The 21857-nt window shown below is 50.2% G+C and carries 20 protein-coding genes and 1 tRNA gene; 14 read left to right on the top strand and 7 right to left on the bottom strand.

The genetic code is table 11. The annotated features are described in order from the left end of the window. Positions 1–12 precede the first annotated feature (12 nt). From AAHB90_RS29915 to AAHB90_RS29905, 3 genes are read left to right on the top strand one after another with little or no spacing between them, the layout of a single operon-like run. Entirely contained in the window at positions 13–354 is a 342-nt protein-coding gene (locus AAHB90_RS29915) for a heavy-metal-associated domain-containing protein (protein WP_342088985.1), read from the top strand. Between the two features lie 18 nt (positions 355–372). Then, positions 373–1734: a hypothetical protein gene (locus AAHB90_RS29910; protein ID WP_342088984.1), complete on the top strand. Its 1362-nt coding sequence runs from the start codon at positions 373–375 to the stop codon at positions 1732–1734. Positions 1735–1783: 49 nt separating this feature from the next. Further along, a complete protein-coding gene (locus AAHB90_RS29905; RefSeq protein WP_342088983.1) occupies positions 1784–2527 on the top strand; it encodes a class I SAM-dependent methyltransferase in 744 nt (247 codons plus the stop codon). Here the strand turns inward: AAHB90_RS29905 and AAHB90_RS29900 are convergent, their stop codons facing one another. From AAHB90_RS29900 to AAHB90_RS29875, 6 genes are all read right to left on the bottom strand, one after another. Further along, positions 2528–2986, bottom strand: a complete 459-nt coding sequence (locus AAHB90_RS29900) for a DUF6691 family protein (protein ID WP_342089001.1) — start codon at positions 2984–2986, stop codon at positions 2528–2530. Positions 2987–3095: 109 nt separating this feature from the next. Continuing rightward, positions 3096–3671 (bottom strand): YeeE/YedE family protein, encoded by a 576-nt coding sequence (locus AAHB90_RS29895; protein ID WP_342088982.1) that lies wholly within the window; start codon positions 3669–3671, stop codon positions 3096–3098. Between the two features lie 29 nt (positions 3672–3700). Continuing rightward, entirely contained in the window at positions 3701–3922 is a 222-nt protein-coding gene (locus tag AAHB90_RS29890) for a hypothetical protein (protein ID WP_342088981.1), read from the bottom strand. Next, complete coding sequence (locus AAHB90_RS29885; RefSeq protein WP_342088980.1) at positions 3907–4116, bottom strand: hypothetical protein; 210 nt, start codon at positions 4114–4116, stop codon at positions 3907–3909. The genes AAHB90_RS29890 and AAHB90_RS29885 overlap by 16 nt, the downstream gene beginning before the upstream one ends. 46 nt (positions 4117–4162) lie before the next feature. Beyond that, positions 4163–5554, bottom strand: coding sequence for an MBL fold metallo-hydrolase (locus tag AAHB90_RS29880; RefSeq protein WP_342088979.1), 1392 nt, complete (start codon positions 5552–5554; stop codon positions 4163–4165). 359 nt (positions 5555–5913) lie between these two features. Beyond that, entirely contained in the window at positions 5914–7299 is a 1386-nt protein-coding gene (locus AAHB90_RS29875; RefSeq protein WP_342088976.1) for an MATE family efflux transporter, read from the bottom strand. Between the two features lie 339 nt (positions 7300–7638). Between AAHB90_RS29875 and hflX the strand changes: the two genes are divergently transcribed. The 7 genes from hflX (at position 7639) to AAHB90_RS29840 (ending at position 13724) form a co-directional block, all read left to right on the top strand. Continuing rightward, positions 7639–8874 (top strand): GTPase HflX, encoded by a 1236-nt coding sequence (hflX, locus tag AAHB90_RS29870; RefSeq protein ID WP_342088975.1) that lies wholly within the window; start codon positions 7639–7641, stop codon positions 8872–8874. A gap of 68 nt (positions 8875–8942) precedes the next feature. After that, a tRNA-Arg gene (locus tag AAHB90_RS29865) sits at positions 8943–9014 on the top strand. Between the two features lie 292 nt (positions 9015–9306). Next, complete coding sequence (locus AAHB90_RS29860) at positions 9307–9684, top strand: DUF3805 domain-containing protein (protein ID WP_342088974.1); 378 nt, start codon at positions 9307–9309, stop codon at positions 9682–9684. Between the two features lie 151 nt (positions 9685–9835). Continuing rightward, on the top strand, positions 9836–10228 hold the full coding sequence (locus tag AAHB90_RS29855) for a hypothetical protein (protein WP_342088973.1): 393 nt from the start codon (positions 9836–9838) through the stop codon (positions 10226–10228). A gap of 310 nt (positions 10229–10538) precedes the next feature. Then, positions 10539–11231 (top strand): hypothetical protein, encoded by a 693-nt coding sequence (locus AAHB90_RS29850; protein ID WP_342088972.1) that lies wholly within the window; start codon positions 10539–10541, stop codon positions 11229–11231. 328 nt (positions 11232–11559) lie between these two features. Further along, entirely contained in the window at positions 11560–12114 is a 555-nt protein-coding gene (locus AAHB90_RS29845) for a fasciclin domain-containing protein (RefSeq protein ID WP_342088971.1), read from the top strand. 389 nt (positions 12115–12503) lie between these two features. Next, on the top strand, positions 12504–13724 hold the full coding sequence (locus tag AAHB90_RS29840; RefSeq protein WP_342088970.1) for an inositol-3-phosphate synthase: 1221 nt from the start codon (positions 12504–12506) through the stop codon (positions 13722–13724). Between the two features lie 25 nt (positions 13725–13749). On the opposite strand, the gene AAHB90_RS29835 is transcribed toward AAHB90_RS29840, so the two are convergent. Beyond that, the gene (locus tag AAHB90_RS29835) at positions 13750–14517 is read right to left on the bottom strand and encodes a DeoR/GlpR family DNA-binding transcription regulator (protein ID WP_342088969.1); all 768 of its coding nucleotides are present in this window, start codon (positions 14515–14517) and stop codon (positions 13750–13752) included. Between the two features lie 402 nt (positions 14518–14919). On the opposite strand from AAHB90_RS29835, the gene AAHB90_RS29830 reads away from it, so the two are divergent. The 4 genes from AAHB90_RS29830 to AAHB90_RS29815 are packed head-to-tail and all read left to right on the top strand — an operon-like array spanning position 14920 to position 21857. Continuing rightward, positions 14920–18093 carry a TonB-dependent receptor gene (locus AAHB90_RS29830; RefSeq protein WP_342088968.1) on the top strand — a complete coding sequence of 1058 codons (3174 nt, stop codon included), beginning with the start codon at positions 14920–14922 and terminating at the stop codon, positions 18091–18093. 28 nt (positions 18094–18121) lie between these two features. Next, positions 18122–19381 (top strand): MFS transporter, encoded by a 1260-nt coding sequence (locus AAHB90_RS29825; RefSeq protein ID WP_342088967.1) that lies wholly within the window; start codon positions 18122–18124, stop codon positions 19379–19381. A 15-nt stretch (positions 19382–19396) separates the two neighbouring features. Beyond that, the gene (locus AAHB90_RS29820) at positions 19397–20401 is read left to right on the top strand and encodes a 2-hydroxyacid dehydrogenase (protein ID WP_342088966.1); all 1005 of its coding nucleotides are present in this window, start codon (positions 19397–19399) and stop codon (positions 20399–20401) included. A 10-nt stretch (positions 20402–20411) separates the two neighbouring features. After that, positions 20412–21857, top strand: coding sequence for an FGGY-family carbohydrate kinase (locus AAHB90_RS29815; protein ID WP_342088965.1), 1446 nt, complete (start codon positions 20412–20414; stop codon positions 21855–21857).

Genomic DNA, 21857 nt, shown 5'->3' with positions numbered 1-21857 from the left:
AACTGATTCATTATGAAAACGACCATTTTAAGTATCATGACCGCCCTTTTCCTGGGCCTTAATATTGCCTTTGCCGACGGTACCAAAGAGGTAAAAATCAAAACCTCGGCCATTTGTGAAATGTGCAAAGCACGCCTCGAACGCAATCTCGGGCTTTCGAAAGGAGTAAAGGAATCGAACCTTGACCTATCCAACAAGGTCATTACCGTCAAATACAATCCGGACAAAACCACTCCGGAGGCCATTAAGGCGACGATCAATAAAACCGGCTACGACGCCGACGAGGTGCCTGCCAACCAGAAAGCGCACGACAAACTGCCGAGCTGCTGCCGCAAAACCGCCGCCGCGCACTAGTCACCAAATTCCTTCATTATGCTTCTCAACAAACTTATTTTGCTGACAGCCGTGGCAACGGCGGCTGTCACACTTCCCGCATTTGCCCAGCACGAGCACCATCACGAGCCTGCGAAAGATACTGTTAGCCATGAAAACCATACTATGCAGGGCATGGGCCAGGGGAGGCACATGACCCACAGCTTTTCATTAAGCCTGCCAATGACCCGGAATGGCTCGGGCACGGGCTGGCAGCCGGACGCCACGCCCATGTACGCCTATATGAAACATGGCAGTAAGTGGAATTACATGCTGCACGGAAGCATTTTCCTTCGCTATACCGCGCAAAATTTCAATAACGACGGCAAAAAGGGCTCGGATTCGAAATTCAGCGTCCCCAACTGGTTTATGGGAATGGCCCAGCGACAGGTTGGCAAAAACGGCTTGCTGAACCTCCGTGCCATGGTTTCCCTCGACCGTATTTTGGACGGCGGCGCAGGGTATCCGCTATTATTCCAATCCGGCGAAACCTGGAAGGGCAAGCCGCTCATCGATCGGCAGCATCCGCACGATCTCATTTCCGAACTTTCGGTAGGCTACACACAGCGGATCAATGACAAGGTAGATCTGACGATTTACGCGGGTTACCCGGGAGAGCCTGCTATTGGCCCCACGGCGTTTATGCATCGGATGTCTGCGTTCAACAATCCGGATGCCGTACTGGGGCACCATTGGCAAGACGCTACCCACATTACATTTGGCGTGGTGACGGCAGGCATCCGCTACGGGAAGTTCAAACTCGAAGGCTCATCGTTTACCGGTCGCGAGCCGGACGAAAACCGTTTTGACTTTGACAAACCACGCTTCAATTCTTACAGTTACCGGTTGCTGTTCAACCCGTCGGCAAACTGGGCGTTACAGGTTTCGAGAGGGTTTATCAAAAGCCCGGAACCATTGCATTCAGATGAAGATGTGAACCGCACGACGGCCTCCGTGCAGCATTCGGGTAATTTGGGAGGAAAAAACAAATGGATCTCTTCGACGCTCGTATGGGGCCTCAACGATGCCGGCGACCATCATAAGGAAAATTCCGTACTTGCAGAAACTAATGTGCAACTCGACAAATGGGCCGTTTATGGGCGCTATGAATGGGTACAGAAAAGTGTGGATGAGCTGGGATTAACTACCTCTCTGGGCGAACTTGGCTTCGAAAGGCTGCCTGTTTCGATGTTTTCACTCGGTTTGAACCGCCAGATCACTTCTTTTGCGAATACATTATTGCAGGCCGGCGCGCAAATGAGTTTATACAAGCCCGATCGCGCACTAGAAGCGGCTTATGGCAAAACGCCCCTTTCCGGACAGGTTTACCTGCGCATTACCCCCTCGCTTATGCGTATGTAAGCGGGCTTTTTTAGTAGTTTTGGATTTAATTCAAACCCAAATTACTGCCGTGGCCTGGTACCATACCTATTTCAAGGGACTTCCGCAACGCGCCTGGAAACTCCACCAGGACGAAGAATATACCGATTATGAGGTCGATTTCCTGCGGGACGTGCTCGAAATAACACCTGAAAGCAAGGTCCTCGACCTGCTTGCCGGCTACGGACGGCATGCTTTGCCGCTCGCGGAACAAGGTACCGAATTGACTTGCATCGACATTTCGCAGGAATATTGTGAGGAATTACAGACGGTCAGCAGCCGGCGACAACTGCCGGTGGAAGTCATATGCGCCGATGTGCTGAACTATGCCCTCCCCGAGGGGCAATTTGACGCCGCATATTGTTTTGGAAACAGTTTCAGTTTCTTCCCGAGAGCGGAAATGCAGCAATTCATCGGACAGATCGCATCAGCTTTAAAACCCGGTGCGCATGTGGCTGTGCATACCGAAAATCTCGCTGAAAGCATTCTCCCTAATTTCCAGACGCGAAACTGGATGCCGGTGCAGGAAGATATCGTTTATCTCGCCGAAAATGAATACCGGGTGGAAGGTAGCTACATAGAAGCTGAACAGACATTCATATCCGGCTCAGAAAAAGTGACCCACAGCGTGCGTCAGCATATTTATACGCTAGGTGAAATTACCTATATGTTCGAGCTGGCGGGATTGCACGTAGTAGGTACATTCAGTAATCTCGAAGCCGATCCGTTTATGCTCGGCGACGAGCAACTTTACCTTGTGGCCCGCAAACAGTGATCAATGCGGGAGCCGCGCACGGACGAGTCCGTAAACCCAGGTTCCCGCAATGGCGCTCAATAAGGTAATAGCCACGGCAAGGTAACCGGCACCGATTTGTGCAAACAATGGTCCGGGGCAGGCTCCGGTAATGGCCCACCCAACGCCGAACAGCAGCCCGCCGTAAATCTGGCCTTTATCGAAAACCTTGTCGGCAATGCTCACCGTTTCTCCGGATAGTGTTTTGATATTAAACCTCTTGATAAGCCAAATAGACAATAATCCGACTCCCACAGCCGAGCCGATCACCCCGTACATGTGAAACGAATCCATCCGGAACATTTCCTGGATCCGAAACCACGAAACAATCTCGGCTTTGACAAACACGATCCCAAAGATGACACCTACCAACAGATATTTCAGGTTGGCAGTGAAACCCTCGGCAGATTGCTGGCGGTTCGCGCCGTCGCAGCCGTCCATTTTGATACCGTCGAAATCGGGATGCTCCGGTTCTGCGAGCGGAGAATGCTGATTAAATTTTTCCATTGTTGAGTGAATGTTAAAGCTAATGGATGACTGTCCAGGCCACCTATCTGGCGAGATTTAGTAGAAGAGGGAGCAACAAATGCGTGCAGGCAAATCCTCCGATCATGAAACTGACCGTAGCAACCAGCGACGGCCATTGCAGGTTGGAAAGCCCCATAATCGCGTGTCCGGAGGTGCAGCCACCCGCATAACGCGTCCCGAAACCGACCAGAAAGCCGCCTAACACAAAGAATATCAATCCCTTTAAGGAAAACACATTGGTGATCGCGAAGATATCCGTCGGCATCAGGCCCGAGAAATCCGTTAGGCCCAGCGTCGCCAAAGTCTGTCTCGTATCGGTTGAAATGACAATAGCGTCCGGGTTACCCAATGCAAAATTCCCGACAAACCCGCCTACCGCGATCCCGGCCACGAAAAACAAATTCCAGGCCTCCTTCCGCCAGTTGTATTTAAAAAAGGGCAGCCCGGCTGGAATCACCGCCGCGCAGATATGCCGCAACGACGACGAAATCCCGAAAGACTTATTCCCCAACAAAAGCAAAACCGGCACCGTAAGACCAATCAACGGCCCTGCAACATACCACGGCCATGGCTGTTTGAGAAATTCGAATATGCTCATATAAATATTAAGTATATAGATTTTATATATTAATTTAAAGCAAAAAAAATCCCTGTCAAAATACTATCGCCCACAAACTCACCAATCTGGGTTTCAAATCCGCTCTTCCAGGATAGTAGCTCAATTTGGGTAATCACCGACAATGCCGGAGTAGCATCAATGATAGAATCCAGCAGCTGCTCTCCTGCTGCTGGAAGCAAGCCGGACAAATATTTGGAAACAATATTTGTATCAATCAAATATTGCTCCATTCGTTACGCATTTGGTCAACGTGATTGATCAACTCTTTTCCGGCCTCTTTTGTCAAAATGCCTTTATACTTTTCAGATATTTTCTTTCCCTCAGCACGCTGACTGCCACGCAGGCGGATAATGTCAAGGGCTTCCAGGTCCTTCAAGAGTTGTAATGCATTTTTATGGGTTAGCTCCACTACCAACGTTTCCATATTTAACCTATTTGTTTCTCCAATCTACAAATAATCAACCAAATAATCACGCCTCCGTCAATATAGGCACGTCGGTTTTGGTTACGGCGCCGAAGCCTCCGTCGATGTTGACGACGTCGTCGATCCCCCGTGATTTAAGGATCGAGGCCGCCACCATGGAGCGATAGCCGCCTGCGCAGTGGATGTGCAGTTTGCGCCCTTTTGGAAATTCCGGCATGAGGTCGTTTATATAGTCCAAAGGCAGGTTACGCGCTCCTTTAATATGCCCGGACGCAAATTCATCCGGCTTACGCACATCGATCACCTCCACATTGCCCGATTCAAAACGTGTTGCAAACGCCTCAGCGCTTACCGATTCTACCGTATCGACTTCCTTTCCGGCTTCTTTCCAGCTCTCGAAACCACCATTGAGATAGCCAATCGTATAATCGTAGCCAACGCGGGCGAGGCGTGTTACCACTTCTTCTTCCTTGCCCGGCTCCGTTACGATGAGCAACTGCTGTTTCAGGTCGGGGATCAATGCGCCGACCCAGGGGGCAAAGCTGCCTTCGATGCCGATATTGATGGAATTGGGGATAAAACCTTTTGCAAAGTCTGCCGGTTTGCGCGTATCGAGGATCAATGCGCCCGTATTGTTGGCTTTCGCTTCAAATGCCTCAGGGGATAGTGCCTGATGCCCGCGTTCGAGCACGTCGTCGATGCTTTCGTAGCCGTCGCGGTTCATTTTCACGTTTTCCGGGAAATACTGCGGCGGCTCGGACAGGCCTGCTGTTACTTCCCTGACAAATTCTTCGCGGGTCATATCGGCGCGTAATGCGTAGTTGAACCGCTTTTGGTTACCCAGCGTGTCGGATGTTTCTTTACTCATATTCTTTCCGCAAGCGGAACCTGCACCGTGCGCCGGGTAAACGATCACGTCGTCCGGCAAGGGCATTATTTTGGAACGCAGACTATCGTAGAGGATACCTGCCAGGTCGTCCATCGTCAGATCGCCCTTTTGCGCTAAATCAGGGCGACCCACATCGCCTATAAATAAAGTATCCCCGGAAAATAGTGCGACAGGTTTGCCAGACTCATCCAGCAACAGGTAACTCGTGGATTCCATTGTATGCCCGGGCGTATGCAATGCGCGGATAATGACATTCCCTAATTTGAACTCTTCACCGTCTTTGGCGATAAGCGCCTTAAAACCAGTTTGTGCACCAGGGCCATAAACTATTTCCGCACCCGTCTTTTCCGCCAGATCGATGTGGCCTGAGACAAAGTCCGCATGAAAATGGGTTTCAAATACATATTTGATCCGGGCGCTAGTCTTTTCCGCTCTCTGAATGTAGGGGGCCACTTCCCGCAGCGGATCGATTACCGCGGCCTCGCCGTTTGAAACAATAAAATAAGCGCCCTGCGCCAGGCATCCGGTATATATCTGTTCTATTTTCATGTCGTTTCTACTATTGTGGTCAAGTGTTGTCAGGTACAGTCAGGTGTTGGTCAAGTTTTGTCAGGTACAGTCAGGTGTGGTCAAGAATAGTCAAGTTTTGTCAGATGTTTTAAGATTTTTAGTGATATCAACCTGCAATCCTATCCTAACAACTCCTGACTACATCCGACAGTTCCTGACTAACCCAACATCAGCTGACCATTCATGACAACATCTGACGACACCTGACCACTCCTGACAACACATGACTATTCCGCCTCACCTCCGCCGTACAATTGCCAGGCAATAGCGTATCACGATCAGAAAACTCCTGACCAACCCCAACAATAAAAGGCCCCCACGAATAATTCCCGGCATAGTTAAACTTTAACGACCTTCCATCCCCCGAGACGGAACCGCCAGATGCCCAGCATGGCCAGAACGGATTCCGCAATGGGTACCGCAGCAAACACACCAACCGGCCCAAAACCGAGGATAACGGCCAGTACATACGCAGTCGGGATTTGCACAGTCCAGAATGCGATCAGGTTCAAAACAGTCGGCGTTTTCGTATCCCCCGCGCCATTCAGCGACTGGATTACCACCATTCCGTATGCATAAAATCCGTAGCCCAAACAAAGCACACGCAACGCAAGCTTACCGGTTTCGACCACATGCGGCTGGGAACTGAACAACCCGATAATGCTTTCGGCACCGATAAACATGATTACCGCAAGCACGCCCAGGAAAATCAGGTTAAACGAAGCACATTTCCAGACCGAAGCCTCGGCACGCTCCGGCTTCCCGGCCCCGAGGTTCTGCCCTACCAGTGTCGCCGCCGCATTGGCAAGTCCCCAGGCAGGCAGCAATGTGAACATAATCACACGAATGGCAATGGTGTAACCCGCCACAACGTCGCTGCCGAATTCGGAAAGAATGCGTGTCAGGAAAATCCAGCTCGCAGAGCCGATCAGGAACTGTACCGTCCCTCCGGTGGCAATTTTAACGATCGCCCTGATCGTTTCCGGGTTCGGTTTAAGGTCTTCCCAAAGCAAACCCAATGCCCTTCTTCCTTTCGTAAGCGAAAACAGCTGATAACCAACACCAATCGAACGCCCTGTGGCTGTCGCCAAAGCGGCTCCTGTTACGCCCAGCTCAGGAAACGGCCCGATACCGAATATGAGGATCGGGCCCAAAATCATGTTGAAACCATTAGCGATCATCAGCGAACGCATAGCCGTTGCCGCTGCACCCGCACCGCGCAATGCACCGCTCAGGGAGTAAAGCAGCACCACTACCGGACTGCTCAGAAACTGGATACGCGCAAAATTGGTCCCTGTTTCGATTACCTTATGGTCGGCACCCATCATGCGTAGAATGTCGCCAGCGAGCAAATAACCGGCCACGGCCGTCACGGAGGAAATCGCCAGTGAAATGAATATCACCTGCCCAACCGCGTGGCGGGCCTGGTCCATGTTCCCTTCGCCGGTACGCCGGGCGATGGTGGCCGTAGCCGCGGTACTCAAACCAATGGCAACGGAGTAAACCAGTGTGATAACAGATTCGGTTAGCCCAACTGTCGCTACGGCCTCAGTACTTACTTTTGAAACAAAGAAAATATCGACCACTGCGAAAAGCGACTCCATGACCATTTCGAGGATCATAGGTACTGACAGCAAGAAAATGGCACGGTTGATGCTTCCCTCGGTAAAACTTTCTTCGGAGCCACGAATAGCCTGGCGAAGCAGTGTAAACCACTTTTTCATGGATAATAAAAATTTGCAATAATGAATAAAATAGAAAATTGCACGGCCAGCGAGGGCCGTAAAAAGTTGCCTGTTAAGAGGCGGAGAATGAGTTGTGGCTAAGTATTAGCCGAGGATGAGCACCAACATAGGCTTAAAGAATCTCGGCAAAGATACAAAAGACTTTTTCGAACAATCAAATAAAAAAATGGATTTGTTAAATGGTAAATGTAATTTCACGAATTCCCGTCGTGAACTTTTGCGCCGGGCAAACCGTTGCAACTCTGCCCCTTTTCCGGCGTGCGGGTTTGCTTTTGCAGTAGTTTTTGAGCCGGGAACAAGCCATTAAAACACCAATGCATGATTGATAAGAAGAAGTTATATTCCACAGCCGCCCAAAAAGAAACCGCCGTACTGGTGGCTGTAAGTACCCAGAAGCAAAACGCTGAAAAGACCAAAGAATACCTGGAAGAACTCGCATTCCTGGCAACAACACTGGGCGTGGAGACTGTCCAAACGTTTACCCAAAACCTCGAACGGCCCGACATCCGGACCTATACCGGAAAAGGAAAGCTCGAAGAAATCATGATCTACGTCACTGCCAACCCGGTGGACATGATCATTTACGACGACGATCTATCGCCTTCGCAGGTCCGCAACCTCGAAGCGGTTTTTAAGGATATTAAGGTAATCGACCGCAGCTTGCTGATCCTTGCCATTTTTGCCATGCGTGCGCAGACAGCCCAATCAAAATTGCAGGTGGAACTCGCGCAGTACCAATATATGTACCCGCGGTTGACGCGAATGTGGACGCACCTTAGCCGCCAGTCGGGTGCAGGCGTGGGTATGCGGGGCCCCGGTGAAACCGAGCTCGAAACCGACCGCCGGATCGTGAAAGACCGGATTGCATTCCTGAAAGAAAAGCTCGAAAAGGTCGATAAGCAGAGCGTTACCCGCCGCAAGGAGCGCGACCGACTCGTGCGCGTGGCCATTGTAGGTTATACCAACGTGGGTAAATCGACATTGATGCGGAACCTGTCCAAGGCCGACGTTTTTGCCGAAAACAAGCTCTTCGCAACCGTCGACTCTACTGTACGGAAGGTAAATATGGAGAATATCCCCTTCCTGCTTACGGACACCGTCGGCTTCATCCGGAAACTGCCAACGACGCTGATCGAATCATTCAAATCGACGCTCGACGAGGTGCGGGAGGCGGACATCCTGATGCACGTGGTGGACATTTCACACGCTTCTTTCGAGGAGCATCTGGATGTAGTAAACAAAACGCTGGAAGAAATCGGCGCAGCCAACAAACCTTCCATATTGGTTTTCAACAAGATAGACCTTTATAAGCCTTCTTACAACGACGACGAAGACCAGGAGGAAACTGCGCCGTCCACACAGGACGTACTCGACCAACTGAAACGAAGCTACATCGCCGAAAAAGCCGATCGTGTGGTATTCATCTCCGCACAGCAGAAGGAAAATATCGATGAATTAAAACGGACGTTGTTCGCGTTGGTGAAGGAAAAACACTTCTCCATTTACCCCAACTGGCTGGATCTCGGTTACACAGCGGTAGAAACCGAGGAATAATCATTTGTAATTCAAACGAATTTTTCTCAGTTTTGCACCCCGAAATCCCAGTATCGGGAACGGGTATTGACTGCGTAGTTCAACGGATAGAATAGGAGTTTCCTAAACTCTAGATATGGGTTCGATTCCCGTCGCGGTCACGAAAGTATAATTTCACATCATTATACAACCTCAAAAAAGTGCCTTGCAGCAATGTGAGGCACTTTTCATTTTTATACACCCTGATATATTCCGACACAGTTTCCTTCGTCTTCTTCTGGATCATTATTATCTGGAATATTAGTGTCGTCCTCCTGTCGGACAAAGTTGGTTCTGAAAAGTGGAGGCCTTTGGCGGCATCTTATTGGCCTTCAGGATAGGGTTTTGGTTCTTCAGTTTGTTCGGTACGGCATCCGCAACAAATAGTCTTGTCTACATTCTATAGCCCCCCAAATGGATAGCACTAATTTCCAATCACAAAACGGCCGGTTCAGTCTGACACTACCGACAGGCTGGTTTGAATATGACGATAGCGAGGAAGACGATGACACGATGACCTACGCATTTTTCAATAGCTCTACCGAGGATTGGAGTGGGAACCTCAGGATCACCCCTTGCCGATGGGCCATATCGGGAGATCCAACTGTCGACAACGCGGCTAATCACGTCCAGAGCGTACTGAGAGACACCCTTGATGCAGTAAAAATCAAATTGGGTCAACTTGAACTAGCCTTCTACACAGAGGAGGATCCTGATGGGGGGAGGCGAATGCTTTCTACTATTGGGTCAGAGGTATTCGAGACGACCTTTTCGTTTGCTCTTTTGTCATAGACAAAAAGCAAAAAGGTACTGTTCTAAATTCTAAACAGCTAGATTCGGTACAGAGTATCCTCAGGAGCCTTGTCATCCATTAACCAAGGAGTAGCAAGAAGAATCCCAATTTTTCTCAACTGATACAAACGATAAACCTAAACAGCCTCTGATGGACTTCAAAAATTTACGCTCCGCAACAAGTCGAGTAACCACGATTGCGTTCTACGCTGGATTCGGACTCATAGCCATTGTACAAACCGTATTGATCCTCGTAGAAGAAGCCCCCATCTGGGACAAAGTAAAAGTCCTTGGATTTGCCTACCTTGTACTCGGGATAATTTACGGCATGTTTCGATTCCTCCGATATATTTTTCCGAGTAACACTACCCTCACTATGAAGAAAAAAATCATAGGCGCCCTGGGACCATCCTGTTGGGTTGTTGGCGTCAGCTTAATCCCCCTTTACGGTGTTTTTATTGCAATTCTGGTGTCCACTGCCCTTTGGGCAATTTGGCGATTCACCTATCTGAGATTGTATCCGGAAGTAAAGCCAGAAGAGTGAAGGCTACATGGCCTCGTGCAAGAAATGTTTGAAACAATACCTTTCCCTATCTCAATATGGATCCCAAAGACTTATTTACCTACCCACGCAAATTTGTTAAAAAATCGCCCTTGCCATCTGGGTTACAGCCTTCATTTATCTTACCGTCGTAATTGACGTTTCAGAAAAAACGAACCTGGAGAAATTGGAGGCTTTGGCCGGCACGTCATATAGCATTTTGTGGCCCTTGCGTCACTTACGGCTCCGCACCTACTCTATTTTTATATTTTTGAGGAATTGATATTATTGTGGTGACTTAACTACCTCCAACGTGAAAAACATCTTATTCCTATTTCTGCTGCTATCATTTAGTGCCGTATCTCAAGATGTTCTTAATAAAAAGAATGGCGAGACAATCAATGCAAAAGTATTGGAAGTGAACCCCGACAATGTCAAATACAAAAAAACAGATAACCAGGATGGCCCAACTTATACCATTGACAAAAAGGAGCTGGCCGGGATCACCTATGCTAATGGAGAAGAAGACATTTTTAAAATAGAATCGAAGGGTGACAAAAAGATGTTCATCTGGGCCCCAAGTATGAAGAAGGTTGAGCTACCTATGCTTTCCAAATCAGCAAAAATTCAAATCATCGACAACCGAAAAACGTCGCCTGCCAAAAGCAAGGTTGAATTTTCAGGTAAGGAATTAGTCGATCTTTTGGCCGAAATACTAAAAAACCCAAAAACGGAGGGAGTTCATATTGTTGAAGCGGGCTCAGCGTCCCCCGATGTCAAAATAAGCATCGAGGCCTATGATGCTGTATTTTATCCTGGCGCGTGGCATACGCAAACCCGCTACTTCGTTACCGTATACAAAGGTGGAAAGCCCGCTATCAAAGAAATCGAATCTTTAAAAGGGGCTTTCAATACATTTGGCGCAGGTACGGCACGGGCGAGGCTTACAAAGTCGTTTGAAGAGGCCACCACGCAACTCATAACCTTCTTAAACGAGAAATTATAGCCCGAATCCTCTCATTGAGATAGTGTTCAGCCTTTCTAGTCTGTCAACGACGTCATTAAGTCGAATCGTAGATAGCGCGGGATTAAGAGGGCGAGCCACCCTCGTGCATGCTTCCATCGTCTTCCGGCAGTGACCTTCTCCGCACTCGACAACATCGCCAAAAAATAAAACACCAGACATCCTCAAAATCAACACACTAAAACCCAAACACTCCCCTTCCCAATCGAATTAAATCCCCACTTCGATCCAAGGAGGTACTGGCCGGCGTAGATTGGTCGTGTTGATCGATCACACACACTATTTGTTCACTTTCAAGCTGACATACAATATGAAAAAGTTAAATTTTGTTTTCGCCCTGATTGCTTTGATGGCGATAGGTCAACGTTCGTTCGGTCAGGAAAAAACCGTTACCGTTGGTGGAGCGGCTATGTATCCATCTAAAAACATCATCGAAAATGCAGTAAATTCCAAAGATCACACCACACTCGTAGCGGCCGTCAAAGCCGCGGGACTGGTCGAAACCCTGTCGGGACCCGGACCATTCACCGTATTTGCGCCCACAAACAGCGCTTTTGATAAATTGCCTAAGGGCACCGTTGAGACGTTGGTTAAACCTGAAAACAAAACGACGTTGACGGGCATTTTGACTTACCATGTCGTCTCCGGCAAAATGAGTGCCGAAGATCTGATGAAAGCCATCAAGGACGGCGGCGGTAAGGCGACACTCACAACCGTGGCGGGCGGAACGCTGACCGCCATGCAGAAAGGCAAAAAAATCATTTTAACCGATGCCAAAGGAAACAATGCAACAGTCTCGATAGCCGATGTTTTCCAATCCAATGGCGTGATTCATGTAATCGACACTGTACTGATGCCGAACTAGGTTGTACGACACCACACCCATTACAATCGCAAAAGCCAGGCATCTTGTCTGGCTTTTTATTTGCCTGAATGAACTCTCTGATACAAAGCCAGTAGCCGTCAGCGCTATGACCTTTTGATAACGGCACGTCGGCATGTAATCGAAAAGACGCTCTGAATGCCACGAAGGCACGAACTAGCACGAAGAACATTCGTGTCAAATTCGTGCCTTCGTGGCATTTAAATCTATCCAAAATCAAATCAAATACTTTTATGCAAACGTTTGCATAAAGTCGCACTTACAGTTGCATTACTAGATTTAAATACTTTATTTTGGCTCAAATTCAATCATTTTATATTAATTAAAATATTTTAAAAATAAATTTTCATCAGAAACTTGAATTATTGGAAATGTCAAATATCGATAAGAAGATAAAAGTGGCGATCGTAGGCGTTGGAAACTGCGCCAGCTCGCTTGTGCAAGGCGTTGAATATTACACACGCTATTCCGAAAAAACATCGGGATTGATGGCCGACAACATCGGTGGTTACCGCGCAGCCAACATTGAATTTGTATGCGGCTTCGATGTAGACGAACGCAAAATCGGCCTGGCACTGAAAGACGCCATTTTCACAAAACCCAATTGCGCGATCGAGTTGTATACCGACATTACCAGCGCGGCGCCGGTCTACCGCTCGCCGGTACTGGACGGCGTTTCCCCCCAAATGCTTGCTTACCCGGCCGAAAACCGGTTCGTCGTAAAAGAAGAATTGAAAGAAACCGATTTGCTGACCAGCGGAGAAAGGTATAACGAAGCATTAACGGCCACCATCCGTCAGGAAATCATATCCCGCCTGCAAGCGCACGAAGCCGAAGTACTGATCAACTACCTGCCGGTCGGTTCGCAACTGGCTACGGAATTTTACGCTGAAATCTGCCTCGAACTCGGCATTTCGCTCGTGAACTGCATCCCGGTATTCATCGCCTCCGACCCGGAATGGGAGCAAAAATTCATCAACGCGAGTATTCCGCTGATCGGCGACGATATGCGCAGCCAGTTTGGAGCGAGTATATTGTCTCAAATGTTGCAGGAACTGGCCTTCGAGCGCGGCCACCACGTGAAGGCGCACATCCAGCGAAATGTAGGCGGCAACACCGACTTCCTGAATATGGAAGACAAAAACCGCCTGAAATCGAAGAAAATCTCGAAAGAGAATGTGATCCGGGCTCAAAACGACATCCGCGGTATCTCTACGGCCGACAGTTTCCTGCACGCCGGGCCGTCGGAATACATTGCATTTTACGGCGACAATAAGGTTGCCAATTTCCGTCTCGAACTGGAAGGATTTATGGGCTCACCCGTAACGCTCGACGCGCAACTTTCGGTGCAGGATTCCCCCAACTCGGCGGGCGTCGTGATCGATGCCGTGCGTTATGTGTACGTGGCGCGCGAGATGGGGCTCGTGGGCGCATTGCGCGGACCTTCGGCAGCCACCCAGAAGACTCCACCGCAACAAATGATGTTCGCCGACGCTACTTACGAATGCCACGCGTTAGCTAAACGTGAACTCACCGCTTCGACCCGCAAGCAGCTGAAAATGAGCTTCGAACTGGCCGACAAAATGGATTAAAAAGCAGACTTACTTACCTAAACCCTTACCTTCCTGCGACCAGCACTTTCACGCCACGGTCTTCCAGGGATTTGACGGCCTCGTCCGGAACGCCGGCATCGGTTACGATGTACTGCACCTGGTCGAGGTCGCAAATTTTGCCAATCCCCCGCTTGCCAAACTTGGTATGATCGGCAAGTACCACCACCACTTGCGCCGTGCTGATCATCTTCTGGTTCAATCCGGCTTCTGTTAAATTACTGATAGACAGCCCAAAATCAAAGTCAATCCCGTCCACTCCGATAAAAAGAACGCCGCAGGAAATATGCTCGAGAATATATTCGGCATAGGAGCCGGCCACCGACGACGAGTTCTGCCGAATCAGTCCGCCTAGCTGCAACACCTCTACATTCGGCCGGTTATTGAGTTCCAGCGTCACCTTCACCGCGGGCGTGATCACCGTGATCTGCTTGGTCGGATGCAGGCAGCGCGCCAGTTCGAATACTGTCGTACCTGAGCCGATCATGATCGAATCCGTTTGCCGGATCAGCGTCAGGGCCTCGCGTGCGATGCTTTGCTTCTCGTCGGAATTGATGAATTCCTTTTCATTGATCGGCCGCTCTACGGCATAAGGATTGTTGAGCGAACCTCCGCCGTGCGTTCTGAATAGCAGATTTTTGTCTTCGAGGAGTTTCAGATCCTTCCGGATTGTCACGCCGGAAACCTGCATTTGCTCCGAAAGCTGCACGATACTGACCGTACCTGCCCTTTTCAGCTCCTGCAAAATGAATTGATGCCTTTCCGTAATAGTCATTTCGATACACTTTGAAAGCAAGTATAACCATAGTTTCCAAAACACGGAAACCTTCCTACACATCTGCACGCTCCCATAGCGGCAGATTTATTTTTTGAATATAAATAATACAATAAAGAATCCTAAATATGGGCAGATTACCACGCCTGGCAGCATATTATCATATCGTTAACAATCCAAAATCGGTGTTTCATATACTTTAATAAACTTTAATTTTGTTTAAATAATTTTATTTCACTTTGTTTGTGATGCTATTTTACTACAATATGTCATGGTTTTTATGACAATTATACCAAAAGGCATTCCAAATGGCATCCAAGGCGCCGGATACCGATTGGAAAGTGAAATAAATTTTAACACATCATTATGAAAATGTAAAATTTAGATCTACTCAATCCACCCATGAAATCCTTCAACACTTATCTGGCAGCCTTCACGCTGCTGCTGGCGCTACTCGCGGGTGCACATTGTGTGCATGCCCAGGCCACCGATGCCTCCATTACCGGTACGGTCAAAGACGCTACGAACAACGAACTGCTGCCCGGCGCCACCATTACGATCCGTAACGATGCCACCGGTTTTGAAACACATACCATTACCAATGCCAAAGGCGAATATGCCCTGCACCAATTGCCGCTGGGTAAGCCCTATTCGATCAGCGCATCGTTTGTAGGGCTTCAAACCGTGAAACAGACCGGTTATTCACTCAATTATGGTGATAAACTGAATGTTGACATTACTCTTTCCGCTTCGGAAACCGCTTTGAAAGAGGTGGTTATTTCCGAAAAGGGGTTTACAAAAGAAGTACAACAGGCGGGTGCTTCCACATCCATCACCGCCGCGCAGATCAAAAGTCTGCCTAACGAGGGCCGCAATTTCACCCGCCTCAATAACCTTTCCCCATTGCAGGGCGGCGACAATTTCAGCTTCGGCGGCCAGCGCGCTACCGGCGCAAACGTGACGATCGACGGAATGAACGCTAAGAACCAATGGACTAACGGTACCGTTGCGGAAGGACCTTACGCCATTTCCCTGGAAGCGATCCGCGAGTATAAGGTGATTACCAATGATTATGACGTGACACAGGGCAGGCAGTCGGGTGGTGCCATCAGCGCGGTGACTAAAAGCGGTACCAATAAGCTGGAAGGTTCAGCATTCCTTTATTTCAGGAACAATACATTGTCCAGCGGCTACGATATCCGCGGGGTGAAACGCGAGCAGGATTTCAGTAACTACCAGTCGGGATTCAGCCTGGGCGGGCCATTGATCAAAGACAAACTGCATTTCTTCATCGCCTACGACCGCCAGGATGCCAGCCAGCCGTTGATTATAGCCGATATCAAAAGCGCCGATGACGAGCAGCGTTACGGCATCCGGAAAGACACACTCGACAAACTCATCCGCATTGCCTCGGAATTATATGGATTGAAAGGTCAGCAATACGGTCAGTTTCCGCGCAAGACGACTACCAATACGGCATTCGTCCGGCTCGACTGGCAGATCAACCAGAAACATAAACTGACGCTCCGGAGCAATACCACGCGCTACGTCTCGCCATTCAATGAAGGCGATAACTCGAATATCAACCTGCTGGAATCCTACAACGATTTCAAGGATGTTTCGACCACCGCCATGGCCGCATTACGCTCTTCGCTCAATCCGCGGTTGACCAACGAGTTCAAAGTACAATATATGTACTCCTACAAACCGAAGACACCGCAGAGCTACCTGCCGTTTTCGAACATTCCGCGTGCGATCGTGAATGTGACATCGCCCTTCCCGACGGAAGCTAATCCGAATGCGACGCAAACGAAGTCGGTACAGTTTGGCGGGCAGCGTTTCAGCCCCGAATCCAACCGCATGAAACAGGTGCATTTGAGCAACACCGCCTATTGGAATACCGACAAAATCAATTTCACCTTTGGTACCGACAATATGCTCACCTACATGGAAACTTACCTTTCCAGCGAGCAGAACGGCCGCTTTTTCTTCAACAGCCTCAACGACCTGGCCGCATTGCGCCCCTACCGTTATGCCCGCGAAGTGCCATTAAAGGGCGCGCCAATTGTGGAGCAAACCGTGCTCGACATTTCCGCGTTCGCACAGGCTGAATACAACCCGCACCGCGACCTGAACCTCGTGCTCGGTGTGCGTTACGATGCCACGGCGTTCCTCACCAACGGCGATTACAATGCAACTGTCGACAGGACGCTGGGTGTTCGTACCGACATCAAACCGCAGGATTGGAACAATATTCAGCCGCGTTTCCAGGTAACGTGGGATATGGGTGGGCGCAAGAAGGATATTCTTAAAATCGGCGGCGGCATGTTCTCCTCGCAGCCGCATTACTACGCACAGGTGAACAATATCCAGAACAGCGGCACCATGGTAGGTGCGATAGACGTCACCGGCGCGGCTGTTCCGAAACCCGATTTTAATGCTTACCGCAACGATCCGTCCACGATCCCCGGCATTCCGCAGGGTGTAAACTACATTTCGACGATTAATGCCGTGAACAAGGATTTCCAGGTCCCTACCACTTACAAGGCCAATATCAACTATAATCACTTCTTTGGCGACCGCATTCGGGTTGGATTAAATGCAATCGTGGGCCGTACCGTTAACAATTATGTGTATGTCGACCGCAACCTGGCCGATAATCCGGCATTCAGGCTGGCCAATGAGGATAACCGCGGCGTATTCGTACCGGCCTCGACGATCTCGGCCAAGGGCGTTACCGACTGGCTGCAATCGCGCAAGACCGCCGATGTGGGCCGGGTACTGGAACTGATTTCTACCGGCGAATCCAACCAGCTTACATTCGTCGCGGACGCAAGCATTCGCATTGGAAATGATGGGTATGTCAATGCGAGCTATACCATCAACTCGGCGAAGGATAACTCCTCCTATAACTGCTGCGTGGCCAATACTTCCACATTCCTTCCGGTAAAAGACGACCCGCGTAACCTTAACTACAGCTATTCCGATCAGCAGTTCCGCAACAAGCTTGTTATCAACGGTGCGGCGCCGTCGTGGAAAGGCTTCCAGCTCGGTGCGACGCTCATCGGCATCGGTGGCAGCCGTTACAGCTTCCTGGTGGGCGGTAACACGAGTTTGAATGGTGATTTTGTTTTAACCAATGATCTGGCCTACGTTTTTGACCCCAACAATCCCAGCACGCCCGAAAACATCCGCAAAGGTATCAGCGACCTGTTGAGCAACCCGGAGACAGATCAGAGTGTGAAGGATTATATCAACTCTAACATCGGCCAGGTAGCGAAGCGGAACGGCGGCTCCAACCCGTTCTACACTACCGTAGATCTTCGTCTGACGAAGGCATTCAGCATTGCTAAAGGCCATAACCTCGAATTCTCCGCCGACGCATTCAACTTTTTGAATATCCTGAACAAGGAATGGGGACGCAACTATAACCGCGGCAATACTAACCTGCTCAACATTAACGGGTTCGATCAGGCGAAGCAGCAGTACAACTATTCGGTACAGAACATTGCCACCCGCCCGATCGGCGGTACACCCTGGCGCATTCAGCTGGGGGTGAGATATTCGTTCTACTAACCCTTTTATTTCCCTAAACCAATCCAAGATGACACCAACGACACCTTTTGACCGCATCGGATTACCCAGGCACCTCGCCTGGGGGTATCTGGGCATCCTGATCTTCATGATGGGCGACGGCGTGGAGCAGGGCTGGCTCAGCCCCTACCTCCTCGACCGCGGCATGACCATCCAGCAATCCGCATCCCTGTTCACCGTTTACGGCATTACCATTGCCATTTCATCGTGGTTCTCGGGCGTGCTGGCAGAAGGGTACGGCCCGCGCAAGGCTATGTTGATGGGCATTTTGCTCTATGTGGTCGGTACGCTGGGTTTTGTCGGGCTTGGCATGGAATCGCTGAATTTCCCGGTTATGCTGCTCACTTATGCGGTCAGAGGGTTCGGGTATCCGTTATTTGCCTATTCGTTCCTGGTTTGGATCACTTACCGCACGCCTGAGAATGCGCTTGGGCGCGCGGTGGGCTGGTTTTGGTTTGTATTTACAGGCGGGCTCAATGTATTCGGCGCCTACTATTCCAGTTGGGCCATTGAGCGGATCGGTTACCAGAACACGCTTTGGAGCTCGATTTTCTGGGTTTCCGTCGGGGCATTTTTTGCTTTGGTTTTAAATAAAGATCAATTCCACTCTACCGGTGAAGCGGCCGGCAAGGCAAAAGAGCTTTTGAAAGGCTTTACGATTATCCGTGAAGAACCCAAAGTGCTCATCGGCGGCATTGTCCGCATTATCAACACCACGGCGCAGTTTGCATTCCCGGTCTTCATGCCCACATACATGGCTGCGCACGGGCTGTCCACGCAGGAATGGCTGTGGATATGGGGCACCATTTTCACCAGTAACATCATTTTCAACCTCATTTTCGGTTTCGTAGGCGACCGGCTGGGCTGGCAGAACACCATTATGTGGTTCGGCGGCTTCGGTTGCGGCGTGAGCACCCTGCTTTTTTACTACTCACCGGCCCTGTTCGACGGCAATTTCTGGCTCATCCTCATCCCCGGCATCCTTTGGGGCGGTCTGCTGGCCGGCTACGTGCCGCTTTCGGCATTGGTACCGTCGCTGGTAAAAGAAGAAAAAGGCGCCTCCATGGCCATCCTGAACCTCGGCGCAGGCCTGCCGGTATTCATCGGCCCGGCCATAGTTGGGCTTTTTATAGGGTCAATAGGCAGTGAAGGCGTTGCCTGGACGCTCGCGATCCTGTACTTCATCAGCGCCATTCTGACCCGGTTTATTACATTACCCAAAACAGAAAACGTTGTGGCACAACAAACTACCATTAATAATACCATTTGAAACTCGACACCAGATATGAAAGTCCTCATCACCGCGCCCTACCAAGACAAGGCGCAGCAAGCGTTGAAAGAACAATTCGGAGAGATCATCTATAAGCCATGGAAATTACAGGAGCGCGCCTATAACGAGGGCGAGCTCATTGCATTGCTGACTGAAACCGGGGCCGACGCCCTCATTACCGAGCACGATCACGTGACATCGGGCGTCATCGAAGCGTTTCCGGGTTTACAGTTCATCGGTGTATGCCGCGGGACACCTTCCAACGTCGCCGTAGCGACTGCCACCGCCAAAGGCATCCCCGTTTTCAACACCCCTGCCCGAAACGCACAGGCAGTGGCGGAAATGTTTATCGCCAACCTCATCAACCTCCTGCGCAACACGCTCGAAGGCATTGCCTGGCTCGAAGGCGAGCATTGGGAGGCCGGGGCACATACTTCCTATTTGCAGTTTAAGGGAAATGAAATTGCAGGAAAAACGATCGGAATGGTCGGTTTCGGGGCTGTGGGGCAGACTATCGCCAATCTTGTAAGGCATTTCCCGGCGGAAATTCTCTATTACGATCCTTTTTATACTTCCGATGATCCTGATTATAAAAAGGTGAGCCTGGAAGACGTTTTTCGCCTCAGCGACGTGGTATCGATCCATTTACCTGTGAATCAAGAAACTGAGGGCATGATCGGAGAGGAATTGATTAATTTGATGAAAAAGGATGCGATTTTCGTGAACACGGCGCGGGCGGTGGTCGTGAAACGGGAGGCATTGCTTTCTGCCATTGAAAATAATGCGATCCGCGGTGCTATTCTCGACGTTTTCGATCACGAACCACCCGACGAGCTGGATTACCGGCTGATCCACCACAAACATGTACTCGCTACCCCGCACATCGCCGGGGCCACTTTCGAGGTCGAAGATCACCATGCCGACATTATGAACAAGGCCCTGCGTGACTTTTATGTGGAAGGCAACCGGAACATCCGCCAGTTGGTGAACCGTGAAATATTGTCTGTCAAAACCCATTAATCCTAAACCAATGACATTGAAACAGGCATACCTCGTGGCCGACATCGGTACAGGCAACGTGCGCGTCGCCATAGCCGACACCACCGGCGCGATCCTCGGCGTAGCGAGCGACGACATGCGTTATGAAAAAGACGAGCATTACCCCGAATCCATATTTTTCGACCCGGGTGCACTTTGGGAGCAAATAAAAACCCTGGCTAAAACCGCATTGGCGCAGGCCGGGCCGGTCACCATCGCCGCCGTTACCGCCACCAGCCAGCGTGAAGGCATTGTGGCGCTCGATAACTCCGGCCGTTCGCTGATTGGCATGCCCAACATCGACCACCGCGGCCGTGAATGGGAGGATATTACGCCCGACAAACACGGGGTATACCTGCTTACCGGCCGCTTCCCTACCTCGCTTTTCTCCGCATTGAAACTCGTAGGCCTCCGCAATGGCCGTAGTGACCTCTGGCAGCAGGTTTCGACGTTTGTAAGCATCAGCGACTGGGCACAGTTCATGTTCAGCGGCGTGCAGGGTTACGAGCATTCGCAGGCCTCCGAAACGCTGCTTTACGATGTTGCCCAAGGCAAATGGTCGCAAAACCTTTGCGACCAATACCAGTTGGGTGCCTCGCTTCTGCCGCCATTGGTGCATTCGGGCTCCATTCTCGGTAAAGTGCTGCCCGAAGTGGCCGCGCAATTCGGCATTTCGGAAACAGCCGATGTGGTCGTGGGCGGGTCGGATACGCAGCTGGCGATCATGAGCATGGAACCGTCGGTAGACGACATCGTGATCGTTTCCGGCACGACCACCCCTATTCTCAAAATAGCCGACCATTACGTAACCGACACGCAGGCACGCACCTGGACCAACCGACATACCGACCATGCCAGCTTTCTGCTGGAAGCCAATGCGGGCGTCACCGGCCTGAACTACCAGCGTCTGAAAGGAATTTTCTACCCCAACGAGCCCTATGAACTGATCGAAACCGAGGTAGCGGCGATCCGCGATACGCATTGCGTGGGCGCGCTGGGCTCTCTACTGGCCAATGAAAAGACGCCACTCATCCGCGGCGGATTTATTTTCAACACGCCCGTATCGCACCAGCTTAGCCGGGCACATTTCGTGTGGGCAACGCTTTGGGACATTGCGTGCAGTATTTCGGAAAATTATCTGGTGTTATGCGAAGTAACCCGCCACGACCACGATTATGTGTGGATGTGCGGCGGCGGCGTGCAAAGTCGGTTGCTGCGGCAGTTTATTGCCAATTTGTTAGGTAAAAAAGTAATCATACGCGCCAATTACCGCCAGGCCTCGGTCTCGGGCGGGGTAGTGATCTGTAATAATGCCTTGGGTATCCCGAACCTTTCCCCTGAAACGCTCGAAGTAACCGAGCCGAACGGCGACGGAGCTTATGGAGAATGGTATAAGGATTGGAAACGAAGCAGAGAGGCATTTAAAACATTGAATTAA

The organism is Dyadobacter sp. OTU695, assembly GCF_038440355.1.
Classification (GTDB): Bacteria; Bacteroidota; Bacteroidia; order Cytophagales; family Spirosomataceae; genus Dyadobacter.
This window is presented reverse-complemented; position numbering and strand designations above follow the sequence as displayed.